Consider the following 18,519-nt stretch of genomic DNA (forward strand, 5'->3'; position numbering starts at 1 on the left):
AGTGGATTTACAACTGTCTGGGCGTACGGCAATCATTCTTGCTTCAACAAAGGGATTAGGAAAAGCAACTGCTATTGCTTTGGCAAATGAAGGGGCAAATGTAACCATTTCAGGGCGAGATGAAGCTGCCCTGCAAGCTACGGCTAGTGAAATTGAACAAGCAACCGGACGCGCACCGCTTGCCATCATCACCGATATTACCAAAAAAGAAGATATTGAAAGCCTCGTTACACAGACTGCCGAAACATATGGTTCTGTCGATATTTTGATCAATAATGCAGGTGGTCCTGCTGCGGGAACCTTTGATCAAATGACCGATGAGCTATGGCAGCAGGCATTTGAATTGAATCTGCTCAGTTTCGTACGTGCGATTCGTGCCGTTCTTCCTCATATGAGGGCTCAAAAGTTTGGGAGAATTGTTAATTTTGCTTCCTCTTCTTTTAAACAGCCAATTGACAACCTGATCCTCTCCAACACGTTCCGCACAGGCATCGTCGGTTTGGCCAAGACACTGGCAACCGAGTTGGGGCCTGACGGTATTTTGATCAATACGCTTGGACCTGGACGAATTGCAACAGAAAGACTGGGTGCCCTGGATCAATTCAGAGCCAATTTAACAGGTAGTACAATGGAAGAAGTCCAACAACAAATGAAGGCACAAATCCCACTTGGACGTTACGGAGAACCAGAGGAATTTGCCAGAGTTGCAACTTTCCTCGCATCTCCGGCGAACAGCTACGTAACAGGGCAGGCTATTCTTGTAGATGGTGGAATGGTACGTGCCATCTAAAGAAAAATGATGGATCGCAAGGGTTTGTAAGGAGGTATTTCGATGAGTAAAGAAAGTTCGTTTGATATCGTATCGAAGGTTGATATGGCAGAAGTGACCAATGCCATCAACACAGCAATGAAAGAAATTGAAACTCGCTTCGACTTTAAAGGAAGCAAGAGCAACATCTCGTTGGATAAGGAAGAGATCGTCCTTATTTCCGATGATGAATACAAGCTGTCACAACTAAAGGATGTCCTTCTCGGCAAGCTGATCAAGCGTGGGGTCTCGATTAAAAACCTGGACTACGGCAAGCTGGAGGCAGCGGCTGGATCAACTGTTCGCCAACGGGTGAAGCTCGTGCAAGGGATTGATAAGGATAACGCAAAAAAAATTAACACCATCATCAAAGATGCCGGATTGAAAGTGAAAACACAGATTCAGGACGATCAAATCCGTGTCACCGGAAAAAGCAAGGATGAGCTGCAAACGGTCATTGCCGCTCTCAAAAAAGCCGATTTATCTATTGAACTGCAATACATCAACTATCGCTAAAAGAGCACAGATTACTATACATACATGCCTAAGCAGGAGATTACTCCTGCTTTTTTTTCTGTTTCCTAGTCTATGTTTGTACATTCTTGCGTAAGCATGTACAAATGGCAGGAAAGGGAGAATGGATGATGAAAGTTTTTGTGATTAGTTTACGAAATCTCATACTGGCAGGAGTCATTGCTCTGGTAGTAATACTCGGCGCAGTAGTTCTTCTTGTGCAAGACCCTGCGGATGTATCCAGTACGTATAAAGACAATCTGAATGCAATTACTACCTCAGGGGCAGATCCTTTTGATTCGCCAAAGCCTCAGCTTCATGTGGAAGCTACAGTAGAAGGAACATCTGCTAATGTAAAACTGACGACGCAAAACTTTCAATTTGAACCCAAAGGAACAGAAACAACAGAGAATCTCACCCACGGATTGGGACACGCCCATCTATATCTGGATGGTGCCTTGATAGGCAAAGTCTATGAATCCGATTTCGTGCTCAAAAAACTTCCAAAGGGAGAGCATGAGTTGCGAATTGAGCTGGTGTACAGCAACCACCTTCCATATAAAGTGGAAGCGGTCAAAATGCTTCAAGTGAAATAACGCTCCTGTGATGGGGCGTTTTTTCCTTGAAAAGCCATACTACATATATCAACCACTTTTTCCCTAGCGTACAGGTGGAGCATTTTTTTGCTTTTCTTCGTCAAATAAGTAGATAGAAATGACAGAGGGGGAAAACAGCAAATGGAAAAGATCCTTGTCTACACAGTTATGTCTGTTTTGGCACTCTTGCTTGCTTTTTTTGGATTAGGTCCAGTAATTTTGGCAGATGGCTCCATGATCGAGCGAATCGTTACTTTGCTGATTGTGCTTGCTCTGTATGGGGTACTCTTCTTGTTATTTCGTTCCTGGCAAAAGAGAAGAGCACAAAAATGATTCAATTTCACCAGCCAGTCATTTCTCAAGCAGGAATGACTGGTTTTTTTGGCGAAAAAATATACTGATAATACAGAATAATGAATCGAACGGAAGGGTGAGTTGAATTTGGCTCAATTACGCTCTATTACCATTGGTGACTTACTAGATGAGACTGCTGCGCTGTACCCGACAAAAGATGCGGTCGTTTACCAGGAAAGAAATGTTCGATACACGTACCAGGATTTCCAACGTCTTTGTAATCAAGTGGCAAAAGGGATCATGTCTCTTGGAATTCAGGCTGGGGAAAATATTGCGATTTGGGCGACAAATGTGCCGGAGTGGGTAACAACACAGTTTGCTTCGTCCAAAATGGGCGGAGTACTTGTCACCGTGAACACCAGCTACCGTAGTCATGAGTTGGAATATCTGCTGCGTCAATCCGAATCTACCACGCTGCTCGTGATTGATTCCTATCGAGATGCCAATTATTTGTCCATGGTCAGAGAAATATGTCCTGAACTGGATGAATCAGAGCCAGGACAATTACAATCGGCTCGACTTCCTCACTTGCGAAATGTGATTTTTCTCGGAGAAGAGAAGCAGGCGGGCATGTTTTCCTGGCAAGACCTATTAGAACGATCAGCATCTGTGACCGATGACGAGCTGTATTTGCGACAATCCTCACTCCATCCAGATGATGTGATTAACATGCAATATACGTCTGGAACGACTGGTTTTCCCAAAGGCGTCATGCTATCCCACAACAATATCGTAAACAATGCCATTCAGGTAGCGAGTTGTATGAATCTCGGGCCGGAAGATCGTGTCTGTTTGCCTGTACCTTTCTTTCATTGCTTTGGCTGCGTAATGGGGACGCTTGCTTGTGTGGCTACGGGAGCCGCAATGGTTCCCCTGATTACGTTTGATCCCGGACGAGTGCTGTCTATTGTTTCTGAAGAGCGCTGTACGGCTTTATATGGTGTGCCGACAATGTTTATTGCCGAATTAAATAATCCGAGCTTTGATTCATACGATTTTTCCACCCTGCGCACAGGCATTATGGCAGGTTCGCCTTGCCCAATCGAAGTCATGAAGAATGTAGTGGAAAAAATGGGGATTCGCGACATTACCATCGCATACGGTCAAACCGAATCATCTCCCGTAATAACGCAGACCCGGCCAGACGATTCCATTGAACGAAGAGTTGGAACAGTCGGTCGTGCTCTTGGTGGCGTAGAGGTGAAAATTGTTGATCCGATTACAGGAGAAGAACAGCCGACAGGCGTCCAAGGTGAGCTCTGCACAAGAGGCTATCACGTCATGAAAGGCTATTACAACATGCCGGAGCAGACTTTCAAAGCAATTGATCACGATGGATGGCTGCATACCGGAGATCTGGCAACGATGGATGATGAAGGATATTTCCGCATAACTGGACGTCTCAAAGATATGATCATTCGTGGCGGTGAAAATATTTATCCTCGTGAAATTGAAGAATTCCTCTACACTCATCCGAACGTACTCGATGTGCAAGTAGTAGGTGTTCCCGATGAAAAATACGGAGAACAAGTATTAGCCTGCATTAAAGTAAAAGAGGGAAGTGCACTTACCCAAGAGGAAATTAAGGAATACTGCGAAGGAAAAATTGCTCGTTTTAAAATTCCGCATTACATTCAATTCGTAACAGAATATCCGATGACGGCATCAGGTAAAATTCAGAAGTATAAACTACGGGATCAGGCGATACAAGCCCTAGGATTGGAGCAAGCAAGAGATATTGAGACGGCGTGAGTAACAAAAAAACGGCCCCTGAAAATGGGGTCGTTCTTCCTTCCGAGCCTTATTGCTCATCCGGCACATTGTAGGCAAATAGATAAGTTGGCAAATTACGGTTTCGTTGATTGTTGAATATTTTTTCAAGACTCATTCCAAGTTTAATGGCAACGTTTTTTGAGCGAATATGATCTACCGCCATATTGGCACATAGCCGCTTCATCTGCAATTTTCCAAGTGCATATTCTTTACAAGCAGCAGCTGCCTCCATTGCATATCCTTTTTTCCAATGATGATGATCGATGATATACCCGAGATCATTCTCTATGGTTCCATCAATACTAGCAAGCTTAATCCCACAGTCTCCGATGAATTGATTATCTTCTTTTAGAATGATGGCCCATCGACCAAATCCCAAATCGTGATAATTTTTGATATTGATAGTAACCCATTCGGATACCTGATCACTAGTTAGAGGCGAAGGCCAAAAACTCATGGTAACAGGGTCGGAAAGAATAGCGAATAGTTTTTCAATATCTTCTTGCGTATGCTCTCGAATAATCAATCGATTCGTCTCAAATACGACCATGATAGAATCATCCTTTCAGGTGCTTTTTACCGTTTATAATACAATCAGTTGATAAGGTTAAACATTACTAAAAAATCAAAAATGAGGTGTTGTGAAAATGGGATATATCAAGAAAGTATATGGCTATGTAGTTCGAATGAGAGAAGGAGAGCCAGAAGTACTGTAGTGTATTATATAGTATCACATAAATTCCATAAAATGGAGAAGTGATGTGGAATGACCTGGTTGATTGTTGGTGGAGCGATTGTCGGTATTGCCTGGTGCATGCGAGGGTCAATTAGTCTTCGAAAACGGGATGAATACAGTGCTCAGAATTTTACGAACGATGCATACTATGCACAATTTCACAGTATGAATAATCATAATAACCATTGATAGTACGGATTTAAACGATTGAGAAAGCGAGGCACATGTTGCCTCGCTTTTTTTCTGCTTCTATGAACGATTGACGCTTGCTCTATGCTCGCTTCGCTTCAAATGCAGCAATTTTCTCTTCTTGAGGGTAAGACCAATATCATCCAAATCGTTTAAAAAACAATAACGACGGTAGGAATCCAAAATCATAGCTAAACATTCTCTTTTAGTTGATTAAACTCTTTTTTTGTCCCAAACATTTCATTTACAAACGTAGCTCCCAAAATCAATATACCTCCAAATATTTGTAAAAGAGTCATTTCCTCATGCAGAAAAAGACTCGACATTAGGATGGCTGAAATGGGGTCAATATAACTGAAAGTAGCAATGGTTTGACTGTTCAGTTTCTGTATGGCAGAAAAATAAATGAAGTATCCAATGCCCGTATGTACAACTCCCACGATAATAAGTAGTACTATGGATAAATTGGAAGCTGTAGACATTTGAAATCCATCAGTAAGGAAAACATATGGGAACAATGAAATGGCTGAAACTAACAATTGTATGAAGGTACTTTCTATTCCTGAGATGTTTTTTAAAAATTTATTTATAATAATAATACTGGCATATAAAGCTGCTGCAGCTAGACCGTAGACTATTCCTAACGTATTATTTGTTCCAGTCTCACCGTTATCCATTCCGACAATACAAAACATGCCTGCCATAGCAGAGAGAATACATAGGACTGTGATCTTCTTTAAGCGCTCTTTTAGGATCAACGGGGATAAAAACATGACAAAGATTGGCGCAAAGTAGTAACATATTGTTGCATTTGAAATTGTCGTATAATGATAGGATTGAAATAAGAAAATCCAGTTTATTCCGATTGCGATTCCAGATGCTAGAAGCAGCCATAAATTAGGGCGTATTCTTGTCCAAGAAATCCTGTGTGTAAATAGGAAACTGGCAAGGAATAAAAAGATGGTGCCGACTATTCCTCTCTCTAACGCAATCTGACTGGATGAAAAAGGGATATTTCGTACAAACAAACCTATGCTACCAAAAATCAGCATAGAAATGATCAAACTGATTTTAGCTCTGTCCATAGTAGTGCCCTCCTTAGAAACATAGCATCTGTTTGCTATTCAACGCATTTGTTCGTACAATATACAGTACGTGCGTTAGTTATGTTTGTTGTTATACATATTGTACGATTGTTCGTTATAACTGTCAAACAAAAAGGAGTTATTATGAATCTGAATGATGTTATTTCTAGTAATTTAAAAAAACTGAGAAATGAACGAAATTTAAGCCTCGGCCAATTGTCTGAGTTGTCCGGAGTAAGTAAAGTTATGCTTTCTCAAATAGAAAAAGGTGAGTCAAACCCCACCATCAATACCATTTGGAAAATTGCAAGTGGATTGAAAGTACCGTATACAAAATTGATTGATGAAGCGATTGATCAAGCAGTTGTGATACGAAAACCCGACACAAAGGTACAATTCGAGAATAATGACTCATTTCGTTCCTATTGCTACTATACGAGCAATCCAAATAGAGATTTTGAATTTTTTACAGTTGAAATGGAACCAAACTCTTCAAGAGAATCTGACGGTCATTTACCAAAGACACAAGAATATCTTTTGGTGATAAAGGGAGAACTAACACTAAAAATTAATACTCAAGAATATGTATTAAAAGAAGGTGACTCCATCACCTTCGACTGTTCTTTCCCACACTCATATGTAAATAATCAAGATACTCTCCTTGAATTTATAGATATGATCTACTATTCTTGAAAAATTATAGTTTGTTTAAGAATCTACTAGCATCCAATTGAATCGTCACGACTACACGTCCATTTTCTCGTCATACCGAAACTTACGTAAGCTTGATGCGTAAAATAAAGTAACAAAATGCTTCCATAAAATGGAGGGGGTGCGGCGGAATGACCTGGTTGATTGTTGGAGCAGCGATTGTGGGTATTGGTTTTTGTATGAGAGGGTCAATTAGTTTACGTAAACGAGATGAATACAGCATACAAAATTATACGAACGATGTGCATTACGCACAGTTTCAAAGTATGAACGATTATAATCACCATTGATCGGATAGGGAGATACGCTAAAAAGCGAGGCACTTGTGGCCTCGCTTTTTTCTGCTTGGATAAACAGTTGACTGATCTTTATGCTCGCTTCGCTTCAAACGCCGCAATTTTCTCTTCATGCTGGAGAGTAAGTCCAATATCGTCCAGTCCATTCAACAGACAATATCTGCGATAGGAGTCAACTTCGAATGGGAAGGAGAGGCCGTACTCATCTTCGACTACTTGTCGTTCCAGATCAATTTTAAGCTGGTAGCCTTCGTACTTCTCTGCTCTTTCAAACAGCTCCTGTACTTGTTCCTCCGAGAGCTGAACAGGGAGAATACCGTTTTTGAAGCAGTTGTTATAAAAAATATCCGCAAAGGAAGGGGCAATTACAGATTTAAAGCCGTAATCAAGTAAAGCCCAAGGCGCATGTTCACGAGAAGAGCCACAACCAAAGTTATTGCGAGCAACTAAAACAGAAGTCCCTTGATAGCGGGGGAGATTCATGATGAATGAATCAATTGGTTCTCCCTCGGGAGTGAAGCGCCACTCATAGAATAAAAACTGTCCGAAGCCGGAGCGTTCAATGCGTTTTAAGAATTGCTTGGGGATGATTGCGTCCGTATCTACATTCACCCGGTCAAGGGGAGTAACAACGCCTGTATGAATATCGAATGGTTCCATCGGTTTTTCCTCCTATTTTACAAATGTACTATACCGTTGCCGTTTCTTTCAGCCATTCACGCACATCGACGAAGTGACCGGCGATTGCAGCGGCAGCAGCCATTTCCGGACTAACAAGGTGAGTACGTCCACCACGACCTTGACGACCTTCAAAGTTACGATTGGAAGTGGAGGCACAGCGTTCGCCAGCTTCCAAAATATCCGGGTTCATTGCCAGACACATGGAGCAGCCGGATTCACGCCATTCAAAGCCTGCTTCCATAAACACGTGATGCAGCCCTTCTTCTTCAGCCCGTAATTTAACTGCTTGTGAGCCAGGAACTACCATGGCATGTACGTGTGGAGCAACCTTTCTGCCTTTGGCAACGGCGGCAGCACGGCGTAAATCTTCCATTCGTCCATTTGTACAGGAGCCAATAAACACACGATCGATCGGAATCTCACTCATCGGCGTTCCTGGTGTAAGTCCCATATAAGCAAGTGCATCTTGTGCGGCTTTTCTTTCGTTGGATGTAGGGAAGTTCTCTGGGTTAGGAACGGTGCCTGTAATGCCTGTGCCCATGCCCGGACTTGTGCCCCAAGTTACCTGAGGGGCGATGTCAGCAGCTTCAATCTCAACTGTGCGATCATAGGAAGCACCTTCATCTGTAACAAGTGTTTTCCATTGTTCCACGGCTACAAGGAAATCTTCCCCTTGTGGAACATGGCGACGACCTTGCAAGTAGGAGAAAGTTGTTTGGTCTGGTGCGATCAGTCCTGCACGAGCACCTGCTTCGATAGACATGTTGCATACCGTCATTCGTTCTTCCATGGTTAATTGCTTGACTGCTTCACCTGTATATTCAATAACATAGCCAGTCGCGAAATCTGTACCGAATTTTGCGATAATCGCCAAAATTAAGTCTTTGGCAGTGACACCGGGAGGAAGCTCGCCTTTTACGTGAACTTGCATGGTTTTTGGTTTGTGTTGTTGTAAGCACTGAGTAGCTAATACGTGTTCTACCTCACTCGTTCCGATACCGAATGCGAGTGCACCGAATGCGCCGTGAGTAGACGTATGGCTGTCACCACAGACAATGGTTTTGCCAGGATGAGTGAGTCCGAGTTCTGGTCCGATAACATGCACAATCCCTTGATCAGGGCTGTTCAAATCAGCAAGCGGGATTTCAAACTCGGCACAGTTTGTGGTCAACGTATCCATTTGCTGGCGGGAGATTGGGTCTTTTACATTAAAGCGGTCAGCAGTTGGAACGTTGTGATCCATTGTCGCAAACGTAAGATCAGGGCGACGCACTTTGCGGTTGGCAAGTCTCAATCCTTCGAAGGCTTGTGGTGATGTTACTTCATGTACGAGATGCAGATCGATATAGAGCAAGCTTGGTTTTCCTGATTCTTCATTGATGACGTGGTTATCCCAGATCTTTTCAAATAACGTGCGTGGTTTCATAAGGGAACCTCCTATTTCTTCTTCCTGATAATCTGTTATGTATAGTTGTATCATGCGTAGTATAATAGTTCAAAGATATAATAATTATCGAAGCGATAGGAATTATCTATAGGGGTGAAAGCAATGGAGCTAAGGCAGGCTCGTTATGTAGTAGCAGTAGCCGAAGAGCGAAGTTTCTCCAAGGCAGCTATGCGATTGCATCTCGCACAACCATCCTTGAGTCAGCAGATTGCGAAGCTGGAAAAGGCGTGGGGAGTTACTCTTTTTCACCGTCTATCCAATCAAATCGAGTTGACTGATGCAGGTGAGCGATTCGTGCAGGTGGCAAGAGACTTGATTGATCAGGCAGAAGGTTTGGAGAGAGAAATGAGAAGTTATGCAAGTGTAGAGACAGGTAAATTATTAATAGGAAGCTTGCCGATCACAGGAGCGCATGTTCTGCCCAAGGTTCTCTCGCAATTTCATCAACTGTATCCCGGGATCGAACTCCAGCTCGTCGAAGATCGCTCCAGTGAATTGGAGTCTCTGCTCCTGCGTGGTAAGCTGGATGTCAGTTTGCTAACGATGCCAATCACCGATCCCTTCCTACGAATTGAACCAATTATTCATGAAGAAATCTATCTTGCTGTGCCGCCTCATCACCCTTTAGCAGAGCATGATGAGGTAAGTCTGGAATTGGCAGCAGATCAACCGTTTATTCTATTAAAAGAAGGACAAGGGTTTCGCCAAATCTCCTTGAACTTGTGCCAACAGGCCGGATTCAAGCCACGAATTGTTTTCGAAAGCAGTAACATCCAGACGGTACAATCCTTAGTGGCAGCCGGAATGGGAATATCATTTGTACCACAGATGATTACGAGATCCCCATGGGTTACCGACACACCTGTCTACATCCGGTTGCAATCACGCCCGATGCGAACGCTTGTTATGGCAGTTCATAAAGACCGACATTTATCAACGGCTGTAAAAGCATTCATGGATATCCTTCGTCAGGCGACCCATTCGTTCTGACGAATACCTTCGCACATTACATTGTGAATATGGTAAACTTATCCGTAGAACTTTCAGCTTACCTATGAAAGGATGGACTCAAATGAAAGAGTTGAAAACCCAAGAAGAATTCGATCAAACAATCGCCTCCAGTAAGCCGGTTGTCGTGAAGTTTTATACAGATTGGTGCCCTGATTGTCACCGCATCGATCCTTTCATGCCAGAAGTAGAACAGGCCTACCAGGATAAACTGGATATGGTTGCTGTGAATCGTGATCAATTCCCAGAGTTGTCTCAGCAGCTAGAAATCATGGGAATCCCGAGCTTTGTCGCCTTTCAAGGCGGGAAGGAACTGGTGCGTTTTGTAAGCAAACTAGGTAAAAGCCGTGAAGAAATTGAGCAGTTCCTGGATCGTGCGGTTCAGGTGAGTGAAGCATTAAATCAATAAGAAGGCGTACATAAAAGAAACCTGTTCGCGGGTTTCTTTTTCTTGGTCATAGGAACATAACATGGGGAGGGATTGTCGTGGGGAATCCATGTATTGCACATCGAGGCTGGTCCGGCAAAGCGCCTGAGAATACGCTTGCCGCTATTGTAAAAGCATTGAACCATCCACAGATTGACGGGATTGAAATTGATGTCCAGTTATCCAAAGACGGAATTCCTGTGATCATCCACGATTTTACTTTGGAGCGTACGACGAGTGGCCGTGGAAAAGTAGGAGACCAGACTTACGCTGATTTGGAGAAACTAGAAGCTGGTTCATGGTTTTCCCGAGAATATGCGGAAGAGAAAATCCCTTCCCTTGAGCAAGTGCTTATCGCTGGCAAGGGAAAGAAAACGATTAATCTGGAGTTGAAGAAAGCAGGTAACTTGTATCCACAGCTGGAAGAGATCGTGATTGAGCTTGTTCGCAAACACGGGATGCAAGACCAGATCGTATTGACTTCTTTTGACCATTTTTCTGTTCAAAAGGCGAAGGCACTTGCTCCCGAAATAAAAGCTGGGCCAATCATTAGTGGAAATCTTGTCCTGCTACAAGAACAACTCAAAGCAATGCAGGCTGATTTGGTATCCATGGATCATGAATTTCTCACATCTGAACGAGTGGAGCAGCTTTTTGACTCGCAAATCGATTTGATGGTTTGGACCGTGAACCATCCACATCAGATGCAAGAGATTCGTTCGTTATCCGATCAAGTCTGGATTTGCACGAATCATCCAGACCAGTGGTTCACCTTGTTATCGTAGAAAGGATTGTATGTAATGATTCGCATGACCCGAGATGGTGAGTGGCTGACAGGTCAACTGGAAACACCACAACCAGAGCTGACATATGGAGATTTGCTAAGGGAACAATGGGGTTTGCCTAAAAAAATGGCTCATCTGTTGTTTCAACATAAAGAAGTGTTGCTAAATGATCAACCAATAAACCAAAACCATAAAGTGACGGAAACGGGGACGCTTCGTATGCGTGTTTGTCTACCAGAAGAGTATGGTGTTGAACCGAAAGTGACCAATCTAGAGATTTTATACGAAGATGATCATGTACTGATCGTGAACAAACCTGCTGGAATGCTGCTACATCCAACAGAAAGCTCGCATACCGAAACGCTCGATCACTATATCGCCGGACTCTTGCAACAGCAAGGAATACAGGCGAAAGTACGCCATGTCCACCGGTTGGATCAGGACACATCCGGTGCAGTACTCTATGCAAAACATGCGTTGGCCTCATCGTTATTAGATGAAATGTTGAGGCATCGAAAGATTTCTCGTATGTATATGGCCGTTGTCCAGGGAAAAATCCCACAAGACACTGGAAAAATTGATGCTCCGATTGGACGTGATCGCCATCATCCAAGCAGGAGAAGAGTAACTCCGCAAGGCGAACATGCTGTCACACTCTACCGGGTTATCAAGCGATTCCCGTATGCAACACAAGTGGAATGCTCCCTCGAGACGGGCAGAACGCATCAAATCAGAGTTCATTTGAGTCATCTCGGCTTTCCACTGGTTGGCGATACGTTGTATGGTGGCAAAAAGAACGGAATCAGTCGTCAAGCATTGCACGCCTTTAAACTATCGTTAATCCATCCCTTTGGCGAAGAAAAAATCACAGTGGAAGCTCCAATGCCACAAGAACTTCAGCAATTAATCTCTCGTCTATCGTAAAAGTATGATTGCTGACTTCCATGCTTGGGCGAACCTTGCCTAGCTGTATCTGAATACACTGCCAAGGAAGGAATGAATGAAAAGGGTGATGGTGTGAATAAACCCATTATCGGCATACTTACTTGGCGGGAGGGTAATCGATTTCTTGAACCACAATATTTTCGCCGACTGATTCAGGCAGGCAAAGAATTGGGGACCATTGTCTTCTTGTTTTCACCTGCGGATGTCTACAGGGAGAGAGGTCAGGTGAAGGGGTTTGTTCCCTCATTGAATGGGGGATGGCTGGAACGGTTGTTTCCTATGCCGGATGTCGTCATTGATCGGTATCGCTATACACCAAAACAGTCGTTTCGAGATTATGTCCAGTTTCGCAAAGACTCTCCATTGCTCTTTACCAATAATCGCCTGGCAAATAAATGGCGTGTCCATCAAATACTGTGGCAAGACGAGCAAATGAGGAAATGGCTGCCTGAGACGTGGAATTACCAACCGATGAAGTTTCGTGAAATGTTGGCAAAACACAAATATGTATTTGTGAAGCCTAGCAACGGAACGGGTGGACGGGGAATTTTGCGGATCAAGCAAACGGCAAAAGGATATGAACTACTAGGCAGAACCAAAGAGCGCAGCAAAGTCCAACATATTCTCAACACTTCTCAGGCAGTCATGTCGAAAGTTCGTAACTGGGCCAAAAATGAATTGTTTCTGGTTCAACAAGGCTTGGACCTTGATTTGATCCCGAAACGCACGGTGGATATTCGCTTGCTGATTCAAAAAAACGGGGAAGGACAATGGAGCGTAACCGGTTTGGGAGTTCGAATCGGGGGGAACAAAAGTGCAACCTCCAATCTTCACGGGGGAGGTAAGGCAGTTCCTGTCAGTGAATTTCTTACCCCGAAGTTCGGCTCCCAACAATCCTATACGATTATTCAGGAGTGTCATGATTTAGCTCATCAAACAGCAAGTGTGCTGGAAAATCACTTCGGCAGACTGATCGAATTGGGTCTGGACATCGGTATTGATGTGAACGGCAGGGTATGGCTGATTGAAGTAAATCCAAAGCCAGGTCGGGAAATTTTTCGCCATCTTGGTCAGCAAACGAGATATGAGCAGGCAATCAAAAGACCGATTGAATACGCATTGTATTTATCTTCCATTCATGAGAACATCAGAAAGTAGTAATGAAATCCAATCATAGGGCAGATTCTTATCCCGTGTGCAAGGAAAAGCGGGGTGGGGATCTGCTTTATCATTTTCAAAAATAGGGAATAGACCAGAGAATCTCCACAAAAAAGATCTTATTATAAATAGAATCACTCGAAAGGAGGTTTAAATCATGCCGCTTCGAATTGTAAAGCTCTTTGTTTCTGCAACAACGACTACAACGACTACGACCGTTCCAACTGTAAACCGTTTTTATTATGTGACAACAGCTCAGACAACAGCAGGCAATACATTAACCATTGCCGTAGGAAGTTTTGATACTGATGCAGGTACTGCCGCAACAACTTTGCCGACATTGGCAACCAATAACAGCTACATTGATGTGTTTGTCAATGGCGTGCAAGTAATGAGTGACCTTCTTACCTATACGGCGGGAGCTGCAGGTTCACTCGAAATTGATGTTCCAGCAGGTTCTGAACCGATTGAAGCAGACACTCCTGTTGTACTGGAAGTGGTCAATTATGCTCCATCATCCACTTCTACCACAACTGTTATTACGTAATCAGTGAGTCATCCGATGTCTATGAAATGTAGAAGTAGACGAATTTCCATTAAAGTAAAAAGTAGATTGGTCATTCACGAGAGAAGTGGCTGCAAATCGAGTTGTAAAAGGAAGAAAAAGAAACATAGAAAAATCATTAAAAAAACAGATACAGTTTATTACTATGCAACCGCTAATGGAGTAAGCCGAACCTTCACGAATAAGGATGGAATCAAGGGTTACAGCACACAAGGGATTCCCAATCCAGCCGGGTTTTCACTCATAAACCTGTTTATCAACGGTGTCCTGCAACCACAAGCCATGTATCTTGTGAAGAAAGGACTTCTCATTCTGCGATCCTCGGACATTCCCCAGAAGGGCGTTCCAATTATACTCCAGATGATCCGAATTTATTAAAGAAAAGGGATAATCTTCACTGGTCAACAGTTTGGATTATCCCGATTATTTATTCGATTAGTAGATGCGTCGAGCACCGAGATAACGTGGAGTCCAGTAAGAATTGTTTACCATGGACTGAACATAAACGCCTTTCGAACTAAGCGGCGAGATGAATTTGCCATTTCCCGTATAAATCCCTACATGGGAAACATTTGACGTGCGTTCGATACTGAAGAATACTAGATCACCTGGTCGTAGCTGATCTTTTCCGATTTCCTTCCCCATTTGGTACAAACCAGTTGAGGTTGTCCGATCCATCACAACGTCGTGTTCAGTAAACAAATAGTAGATGAATCCAGAGCAGTCAAAACCTGTAGAGGGATCAGATCCACCCCACAAATAAGGAATATTCAAATAGTTATATGTATCATCAACGATCTCTTTTTTAACAAGAGCATGAGCGATTTCAGTCGCTGTCCTTGAACCCACAATGCCGTCTGCTTTTAATCCATAATCAGTTTGGAAAGCAACTACAGCAGTTTTGGTTACACTGCCAAAATACCCGGTAATACTAGGATAGGTATAATAGCCAAGAGTCTCTAAATCTTGCTGCAATTGTGTAACATCATCACTTCTCATTCCTTGGTACATAACGGAGGAATAAGAGCCTGCTTCAGCATGGGCTGTTGGTAGTGTGATCATTGGACAAGCAGTAAACAGGGTCAATGCGGCAAGTAGAGCGATCGATTTCTTCATGATGTCCTCCTTAGCTGTGTTTAGTAATATGGTAATACAGATAAAATTTTCATTCTATGCGAAAAAATTGGTAGATTTATGATGTGTAATTGTGGGTATAGTACCATTTTGATGGGGGAAAACAGGAAAAGGATTTGACAAGAGTGTTCACATGTGAGAAAATCCTAACTAACGGTAGGTAGGTAGCTGATATGAGGCAAGAGTAGGAGTTGAAGTGATGACGTCATCTCGAATCAAAGAAATTGCGCTAGTTCATTTTGCTCAAAAAGGATATGAAGGAGCAGCCTTATCACAAATTGCCGATGAAGTCGGGATTAAAAAACCATCGATATATGCTCATTTTAAAGGGAAAGATGATTTATTCCTTGCGATCATCCAAGATGTGGTGCAAGCGGAGCTAACGTATGTGAACAATTATTTAACCAAAGAGAGAAATGATTCGCTGCATGATTATTTATTTCGCTTTTTGGAAAATTACCTGGAGAGATACGAAAACGACAATGGAACCAAATTCTTTTTACGAATTTCTTTCTTTCCACCTGAACACCTACACGATCAAATCATGACTTTGCTATACGGTTACCTCGATAAATTTGAAGAGTTATTGCTACCGATATTTACGAAAGCTCTTGAGGATAAAACGATCGGTGTGATAGATCCAAAAGATGCAGCGATTGCATTTATCGGTTTATTGGATTCTGTTCTCGTTGAGATGCTGTACGGTGGTCCAGATCGATATGCGAAGAGATTTGAAGCAGCTTGGAAAATCTTTTGGAGAGGATTGTCCCGAGAATAGAAAGAAATGGGGAGGAGAGACAAATGAATCAGTGGCTGCTGCTCTTGATTGCAGGGCTTTTTGAAGTTGTATGGGTAACAGGATTGAAATACTCAGCTACCTGGTGGGCTTGGGCTGGTACGATCATCATGCTTATCCTAAGCTTTGATCTATTGCTTCGTTGCTCCCGGAAATTACCTGTGGGTACGGTCTATGCGGTATTCACTGGAATTGGAACTGCAGGAACAGTAGCAACGGAAATGATCTTTTTTGGCGAACCACTTGTTTGGAGCAGGCTTGCTCTCATTCTGTTACTGGTTGCGGGTGTGTTGGGATTGAAAGTCGTGACACCTCATCCGAAAAAAGAAAGGAGTGAGTAAACCATGGGATGGTTGAGTCTGATTTTAGCAGGAACATTTGAAGTAGTTGGTGTGACAGGCATTAATCAGTTGAATCGAAAAAGAGATTGGAAGTCCTTGCTACTGATGGTCGGCGGTTTTGCCTTAAGCTTTCTTTTTTTATCCCATGCCATGAAAAGTATTTCTATGGGTACTGCCTATGCGGTTTGGACCGGGATCGGAACGGTAGGGGGCGCCATTGTAGGAATGTTATTTTACAAAGAATCAAAAGACTGGCGAAGAATGGTTTTTATTGGCATGGTATTGTCTGCAACAATCGGGCTGAAGCTTTCGGCCTGATCTTTTTTTATCCTAGTTGAAATATATCCCGTCACGCTCTTCCATGTTAGAATAAGGTAGCATACAGCAATTATAGGGGAGTGAACATGCGTGATTGATTTTTCCAAACTACGATCACTCGCAAAATTAGTATCTCGATTAGAAAAAAACATGAAAAGTGCAACCATGACGATTCTCGCCCAGGATCATGCCAAAGAGGTTACCCAGTATTTGCAGGAAGGGTTAACAGAGGACGACCCGAATGTGTCGTTAACAATCCAAACCAGCTCGGGCGAATATGCGAATCATCTGGCCGTCCTTACTGTTGGAAACAATAAATATACGTTTGCTAAAGATTATCAAGAGCCATATATTGCCGAAATGAATTACTATTCTTCTCGGATTACTGCAGATGCCAATGGCGTGCTGGTCCACCATCGAGATTATCCAGGTGTTGTGTATGATGTGTCTCGCATTCTTGCCGGACATCAGATCAACATTTCCAAACTGAATGTTTCTCGTGAACAAAAAGGAGAAAATGCATTGCTTGTTTCTTTGACGGATGAAGAGATTACGCCAGAGGTGCTTGAGAAAATTCAGCAATTGCCGCAAGTGACACAAGTGATCTCCTTACGTTAACAGATGCTTTGTTTTCTTCTGCTTTTCTCCCAGCAAGAAAGGGATGTTGCTTTATCAATGAATGGCTGATTGGGTTACTGGCGAGTGCGATTATTTCATTCGCTGCATATTGGAAGCGTTCTCTTTCAGGATCTGGTGTTTTCGGTGCAATACTGGTTGGTACCATTCTTTATGCCGCAGGTCATTTGGTTTGGTACGGGGTCCTGCTCGCATTTTTTATTACGTCCAGCCTGTTGACCAAATGGCGCCATGACAAAAAAGCTCAGATAGAAGAAGGGTATGCCAAGACGGGACGACGTGATTTCGGGCAGGTATTGGCGAATGGCGGGATTGCCGCTGCCCTTTGTTTATTGGACTTCTTTTGGCCGCATATGTTCTGGTACTTTGCCTTCATCGGAATCATGGCGAGCGTAACCGCTGATACATGGGCAACAGAAATCGGCAGTGTAAGCAAGCGACCGCCCCGTTCCATATTGACAGGAAAGCTGGTTGTACCTGGTACATCTGGAGGGGTGAGCACGGTTGGACTGTTGGCAAGTTTTCTCGGAGGAGTATTTATCGGGGGAGTTGCCGGGCTTCTATCGACTGTGGGAACTTCATCCATGCTGGTACAGTGGTGGAAGCTTCTCGTTGCAGGGGGAATATCAGGATTGATTGGTTCTCTTTTCGATTCACTGTTAGGTGCTACATGGCAGGCTACGTATCAATGCAAGGTTTGTGGCAAAGCAGTGGAGAGAAAAATGCATTGCAATGAACAGACGCTGCACACCAGTGGATTACCCTGGTTAAACAATGATCTCGTAAACGTCATCAGTTCCGTGATTGGTGCATTGTTTTCAGTATTGATTTTCAGCATTTTACTGTGATGGATAAATTATCGACAGATATCACTCAAAATCTGTCAAAGGAGAGAGACACATGAGTGAGTGCAAATTGGATCATAGCACAGAAGACGTGATCAAGAAATTGGAGGAGCAGTCATCTTTTCTACCACAGGACTTGTATGCTGCTTTGCAAGCTTATTTACAAAACGAGCGTGAACAACAAACGCTAAACGAAATTTTTCATCTGCTCAAAAAATACGATCTGTCTTCTGCGGAAGAGCGTGAGCAACGTAACCAAAAACTGCAATGCTTCGTGTAATGTGTAATGTGTAATGTGTAATGTGTAATGTAACAAAAGATAGGGGTGCAAGAACGATATGCAGCATCAACAAGTAGAAGTAGGAACCCGGG

Annotated in this window: 26 protein-coding genes; 21 read left to right on the forward strand and 5 right to left on the reverse strand. The window is 43.1% G+C overall.

The features are described from left to right. The first annotated feature begins 1 nt into the window (after position 1). From ACPW7N_RS23290 to ACPW7N_RS23310, 5 genes are all read left to right on the forward strand, one after another. Complete coding sequence (locus ACPW7N_RS23290) at positions 2 to 790, forward strand: SDR family oxidoreductase (RefSeq protein WP_425653859.1); 789 nt, start codon at positions 2 to 4, stop codon at positions 788 to 790. Positions 791 to 832: 42 nt separating this feature from the next. Continuing rightward, positions 833 to 1,324, forward strand: a complete 492-nt coding sequence (locus ACPW7N_RS23295) for a YajQ family cyclic di-GMP-binding protein (RefSeq protein WP_425653861.1) — start codon at positions 833 to 835, stop codon at positions 1,322 to 1,324. A gap of 128 nt (positions 1,325 to 1,452) precedes the next feature. After that, a complete protein-coding gene (locus tag ACPW7N_RS23300; RefSeq protein WP_425653862.1) occupies positions 1,453 to 1,917 on the forward strand; it encodes a hypothetical protein in 465 nt (154 codons plus the stop codon). Positions 1,918 to 2,058: 141 nt separating this feature from the next. Beyond that, positions 2,059 to 2,250 (forward strand): DUF6954 family protein, encoded by a 192-nt coding sequence (locus ACPW7N_RS23305; RefSeq protein WP_425653864.1) that lies wholly within the window; start codon positions 2,059 to 2,061, stop codon positions 2,248 to 2,250. Between the two features lie 108 nt (positions 2,251 to 2,358). Then, positions 2,359 to 4,023: an AMP-binding protein gene (locus tag ACPW7N_RS23310; protein ID WP_425653865.1), complete on the forward strand. Its 1,665-nt coding sequence runs from the start codon at positions 2,359 to 2,361 to the stop codon at positions 4,021 to 4,023. A 49-nt stretch (positions 4,024 to 4,072) separates the two neighbouring features. On the opposite strand, the gene ACPW7N_RS23315 is transcribed toward ACPW7N_RS23310, so the two are convergent. Continuing rightward, a complete protein-coding gene (locus ACPW7N_RS23315; RefSeq protein ID WP_425653866.1) occupies positions 4,073 to 4,594 on the reverse strand; it encodes a GNAT family N-acetyltransferase in 522 nt (173 codons plus the stop codon). A 216-nt stretch (positions 4,595 to 4,810) separates the two neighbouring features. Here ACPW7N_RS23315 and ACPW7N_RS23320 point away from each other — a divergent pair, with 216 nt between their 5' ends. After that, on the forward strand, positions 4,811 to 4,969 hold the full coding sequence (locus tag ACPW7N_RS23320; protein WP_425653867.1) for a hypothetical protein: 159 nt from the start codon (positions 4,811 to 4,813) through the stop codon (positions 4,967 to 4,969). Between the two features lie 191 nt (positions 4,970 to 5,160). Here ACPW7N_RS23320 and ACPW7N_RS23325 read toward each other — a convergent pair whose 3' ends face one another. Further along, positions 5,161 to 6,054, reverse strand: a complete 894-nt coding sequence (locus ACPW7N_RS23325; RefSeq protein ID WP_425653869.1) for a DMT family transporter — start codon at positions 6,052 to 6,054, stop codon at positions 5,161 to 5,163. 144 nt (positions 6,055 to 6,198) lie between these two features. Between ACPW7N_RS23325 and ACPW7N_RS23330 the strand changes: the two genes are divergently transcribed. Together ACPW7N_RS23330 and ACPW7N_RS23335 are read left to right on the forward strand one after the other, a co-directional pair. Beyond that, on the forward strand, positions 6,199 to 6,747 hold the full coding sequence (locus ACPW7N_RS23330) for a helix-turn-helix domain-containing protein (protein WP_425653870.1): 549 nt from the start codon (positions 6,199 to 6,201) through the stop codon (positions 6,745 to 6,747). A 149-nt stretch (positions 6,748 to 6,896) separates the two neighbouring features. Further along, positions 6,897 to 7,055 carry a hypothetical protein gene (locus tag ACPW7N_RS23335; protein ID WP_425653872.1) on the forward strand — a complete coding sequence of 53 codons (159 nt, stop codon included), beginning with the start codon at positions 6,897 to 6,899 and terminating at the stop codon, positions 7,053 to 7,055. A 78-nt stretch (positions 7,056 to 7,133) separates the two neighbouring features. Here the strand turns inward: ACPW7N_RS23335 and leuD are convergent, their stop codons facing one another. Next, positions 7,134 to 7,721, reverse strand: a complete 588-nt coding sequence (gene leuD, locus ACPW7N_RS23340; protein WP_425653873.1) for a 3-isopropylmalate dehydratase small subunit — start codon at positions 7,719 to 7,721, stop codon at positions 7,134 to 7,136. A gap of 28 nt (positions 7,722 to 7,749) precedes the next feature. Further along, complete coding sequence (leuC, locus tag ACPW7N_RS23345; protein WP_425653874.1) at positions 7,750 to 9,168, reverse strand: 3-isopropylmalate dehydratase large subunit; 1,419 nt, start codon at positions 9,166 to 9,168, stop codon at positions 7,750 to 7,752. A gap of 123 nt (positions 9,169 to 9,291) precedes the next feature. Between leuC and ACPW7N_RS23350 the strand changes: the two genes are divergently transcribed. The 7 genes from ACPW7N_RS23350 (at position 9,292) to ACPW7N_RS23380 (ending at position 14,455) form a co-directional block, all read left to right on the forward strand. Then, the gene (locus ACPW7N_RS23350) at positions 9,292 to 10,179 is read left to right on the forward strand and encodes a LysR family transcriptional regulator (protein WP_425653875.1); all 888 of its coding nucleotides are present in this window, start codon (positions 9,292 to 9,294) and stop codon (positions 10,177 to 10,179) included. Positions 10,180 to 10,261: 82 nt separating this feature from the next. Beyond that, positions 10,262 to 10,606, forward strand: a complete 345-nt coding sequence (locus ACPW7N_RS23355; protein WP_425653876.1) for a thioredoxin family protein — start codon at positions 10,262 to 10,264, stop codon at positions 10,604 to 10,606. Positions 10,607 to 10,683: 77 nt separating this feature from the next. Next, positions 10,684 to 11,409, forward strand: coding sequence for a glycerophosphodiester phosphodiesterase (locus ACPW7N_RS23360; RefSeq protein ID WP_425653877.1), 726 nt, complete (start codon positions 10,684 to 10,686; stop codon positions 11,407 to 11,409). A gap of 15 nt (positions 11,410 to 11,424) precedes the next feature. Next, positions 11,425 to 12,333: an RluA family pseudouridine synthase gene (locus ACPW7N_RS23365; protein ID WP_425653879.1), complete on the forward strand. Its 909-nt coding sequence runs from the start codon at positions 11,425 to 11,427 to the stop codon at positions 12,331 to 12,333. A gap of 93 nt (positions 12,334 to 12,426) precedes the next feature. Continuing rightward, on the forward strand, positions 12,427 to 13,512 hold the full coding sequence (locus ACPW7N_RS23370; RefSeq protein WP_425653880.1) for a YheC/YheD family endospore coat-associated protein: 1,086 nt from the start codon (positions 12,427 to 12,429) through the stop codon (positions 13,510 to 13,512). Positions 13,513 to 13,669: 157 nt separating this feature from the next. Then, on the forward strand, positions 13,670 to 14,059 hold the full coding sequence (locus ACPW7N_RS23375) for a DUF4183 domain-containing protein (protein WP_425653882.1): 390 nt from the start codon (positions 13,670 to 13,672) through the stop codon (positions 14,057 to 14,059). A 15-nt stretch (positions 14,060 to 14,074) separates the two neighbouring features. Further along, entirely contained in the window at positions 14,075 to 14,455 is a 381-nt protein-coding gene (locus ACPW7N_RS23380; RefSeq protein ID WP_425653883.1) for a DUF4183 domain-containing protein, read from the forward strand. A gap of 57 nt (positions 14,456 to 14,512) precedes the next feature. On the opposite strand, the gene ACPW7N_RS23385 is transcribed toward ACPW7N_RS23380, so the two are convergent. After that, positions 14,513 to 15,193 carry a C40 family peptidase gene (locus ACPW7N_RS23385; RefSeq protein ID WP_425653886.1) on the reverse strand — a complete coding sequence of 227 codons (681 nt, stop codon included), beginning with the start codon at positions 15,191 to 15,193 and terminating at the stop codon, positions 14,513 to 14,515. Positions 15,194 to 15,410: 217 nt separating this feature from the next. On the opposite strand from ACPW7N_RS23385, the gene ACPW7N_RS23390 reads away from it, so the two are divergent. The 6 genes from ACPW7N_RS23390 to ACPW7N_RS23415 all read left to right on the forward strand — a co-directional run bounded on the left by ACPW7N_RS23390 (position 15,411) and on the right by ACPW7N_RS23415 (position 18,427). Next, on the forward strand, positions 15,411 to 15,989 hold the full coding sequence (locus tag ACPW7N_RS23390) for a TetR/AcrR family transcriptional regulator (RefSeq protein WP_425653887.1): 579 nt from the start codon (positions 15,411 to 15,413) through the stop codon (positions 15,987 to 15,989). Between the two features lie 23 nt (positions 15,990 to 16,012). Further along, positions 16,013 to 16,348 (forward strand): DMT family transporter, encoded by a 336-nt coding sequence (locus ACPW7N_RS23395; protein ID WP_425653888.1) that lies wholly within the window; start codon positions 16,013 to 16,015, stop codon positions 16,346 to 16,348. Between the two features lie 3 nt (positions 16,349 to 16,351). Next, positions 16,352 to 16,666: a DMT family transporter gene (locus tag ACPW7N_RS23400; RefSeq protein ID WP_425653890.1), complete on the forward strand. Its 315-nt coding sequence runs from the start codon at positions 16,352 to 16,354 to the stop codon at positions 16,664 to 16,666. A gap of 90 nt (positions 16,667 to 16,756) precedes the next feature. Further along, a complete protein-coding gene (locus ACPW7N_RS23405) occupies positions 16,757 to 17,284 on the forward strand; it encodes an ACT domain-containing protein (RefSeq protein WP_425653891.1) in 528 nt (175 codons plus the stop codon). An 8-nt stretch (positions 17,285 to 17,292) separates the two neighbouring features. Continuing rightward, positions 17,293 to 18,150, forward strand: a complete 858-nt coding sequence (locus tag ACPW7N_RS23410) for a DUF92 domain-containing protein (RefSeq protein ID WP_425653892.1) — start codon at positions 17,293 to 17,295, stop codon at positions 18,148 to 18,150. Positions 18,151 to 18,202: 52 nt separating this feature from the next. Then, the gene (locus ACPW7N_RS23415) at positions 18,203 to 18,427 is read left to right on the forward strand and encodes a hypothetical protein (protein ID WP_425653893.1); all 225 of its coding nucleotides are present in this window, start codon (positions 18,203 to 18,205) and stop codon (positions 18,425 to 18,427) included. Positions 18,428 to 18,519 lie beyond the last annotated feature (92 nt).

The sequence above is a fragment of the Brevibacillus nigriterrae genome, from assembly GCF_049846925.1.
In the GTDB taxonomy this organism is placed as follows: Bacteria; Bacillota; Bacilli; order Brevibacillales; family Brevibacillaceae; genus Brevibacillus_H.

What these genes read in the sequence shown, in the direction of transcription:
- ACPW7N_RS23295 (WP_425653861.1), top strand. Translation starts at nt 833, where the DNA reads ATGAGTAAAGAAAGTTCGTTTGATATCGTATCGAAGGTTGATATGGCA.
- ACPW7N_RS23300 (WP_425653862.1), top strand. Translation starts at nt 1,453, where the DNA reads ATGAAAGTTTTTGTGATTAGTTTACGAAATCTCATACTGGCAGGAGTC.
- ACPW7N_RS23305 (WP_425653864.1), top strand. Translation starts at nt 2,059, where the DNA reads ATGGAAAAGATCCTTGTCTACACAGTTATGTCTGTTTTGGCACTCTTG.
- ACPW7N_RS23315 (WP_425653866.1), bottom strand. Translation starts at nt 4,594, where the DNA reads ATGGTCGTATTTGAGACGAATCGATTGATTATTCGAGAGCATACGCAA.
- ACPW7N_RS23320 (WP_425653867.1), top strand. Translation starts at nt 4,811, where the DNA reads ATGACCTGGTTGATTGTTGGTGGAGCGATTGTCGGTATTGCCTGGTGC.
- ACPW7N_RS23325 (WP_425653869.1), bottom strand. Translation starts at nt 6,054, where the DNA reads ATGGACAGAGCTAAAATCAGTTTGATCATTTCTATGCTGATTTTTGGT.
- ACPW7N_RS23330 (WP_425653870.1), top strand. Translation starts at nt 6,199, where the DNA reads ATGAATCTGAATGATGTTATTTCTAGTAATTTAAAAAAACTGAGAAAT.
- ACPW7N_RS23335 (WP_425653872.1), top strand. Translation starts at nt 6,897, where the DNA reads ATGACCTGGTTGATTGTTGGAGCAGCGATTGTGGGTATTGGTTTTTGT.
- leuD (WP_425653873.1), bottom strand. Translation starts at nt 7,721, where the DNA reads ATGGAACCATTCGATATTCATACAGGCGTTGTTACTCCCCTTGACCGG.
- leuC (WP_425653874.1), bottom strand. Translation starts at nt 9,168, where the DNA reads ATGAAACCACGCACGTTATTTGAAAAGATCTGGGATAACCACGTCATC.
- ACPW7N_RS23350 (WP_425653875.1), top strand. Translation starts at nt 9,292, where the DNA reads ATGGAGCTAAGGCAGGCTCGTTATGTAGTAGCAGTAGCCGAAGAGCGA.
- ACPW7N_RS23355 (WP_425653876.1), top strand. Translation starts at nt 10,262, where the DNA reads ATGAAAGAGTTGAAAACCCAAGAAGAATTCGATCAAACAATCGCCTCC.
- ACPW7N_RS23365 (WP_425653879.1), top strand. Translation starts at nt 11,425, where the DNA reads ATGATTCGCATGACCCGAGATGGTGAGTGGCTGACAGGTCAACTGGAA.
- ACPW7N_RS23375 (WP_425653882.1), top strand. Translation starts at nt 13,670, where the DNA reads ATGCCGCTTCGAATTGTAAAGCTCTTTGTTTCTGCAACAACGACTACA.
- ACPW7N_RS23380 (WP_425653883.1), top strand. Translation starts at nt 14,075, where the DNA reads ATGTCTATGAAATGTAGAAGTAGACGAATTTCCATTAAAGTAAAAAGT.
- ACPW7N_RS23385 (WP_425653886.1), bottom strand. Translation starts at nt 15,193, where the DNA reads ATGAAGAAATCGATCGCTCTACTTGCCGCATTGACCCTGTTTACTGCT.
- ACPW7N_RS23390 (WP_425653887.1), top strand. Translation starts at nt 15,411, where the DNA reads ATGACGTCATCTCGAATCAAAGAAATTGCGCTAGTTCATTTTGCTCAA.
- ACPW7N_RS23395 (WP_425653888.1), top strand. Translation starts at nt 16,013, where the DNA reads ATGAATCAGTGGCTGCTGCTCTTGATTGCAGGGCTTTTTGAAGTTGTA.
- ACPW7N_RS23400 (WP_425653890.1), top strand. Translation starts at nt 16,352, where the DNA reads ATGGGATGGTTGAGTCTGATTTTAGCAGGAACATTTGAAGTAGTTGGT.
- ACPW7N_RS23415 (WP_425653893.1), top strand. Translation starts at nt 18,203, where the DNA reads ATGAGTGAGTGCAAATTGGATCATAGCACAGAAGACGTGATCAAGAAA.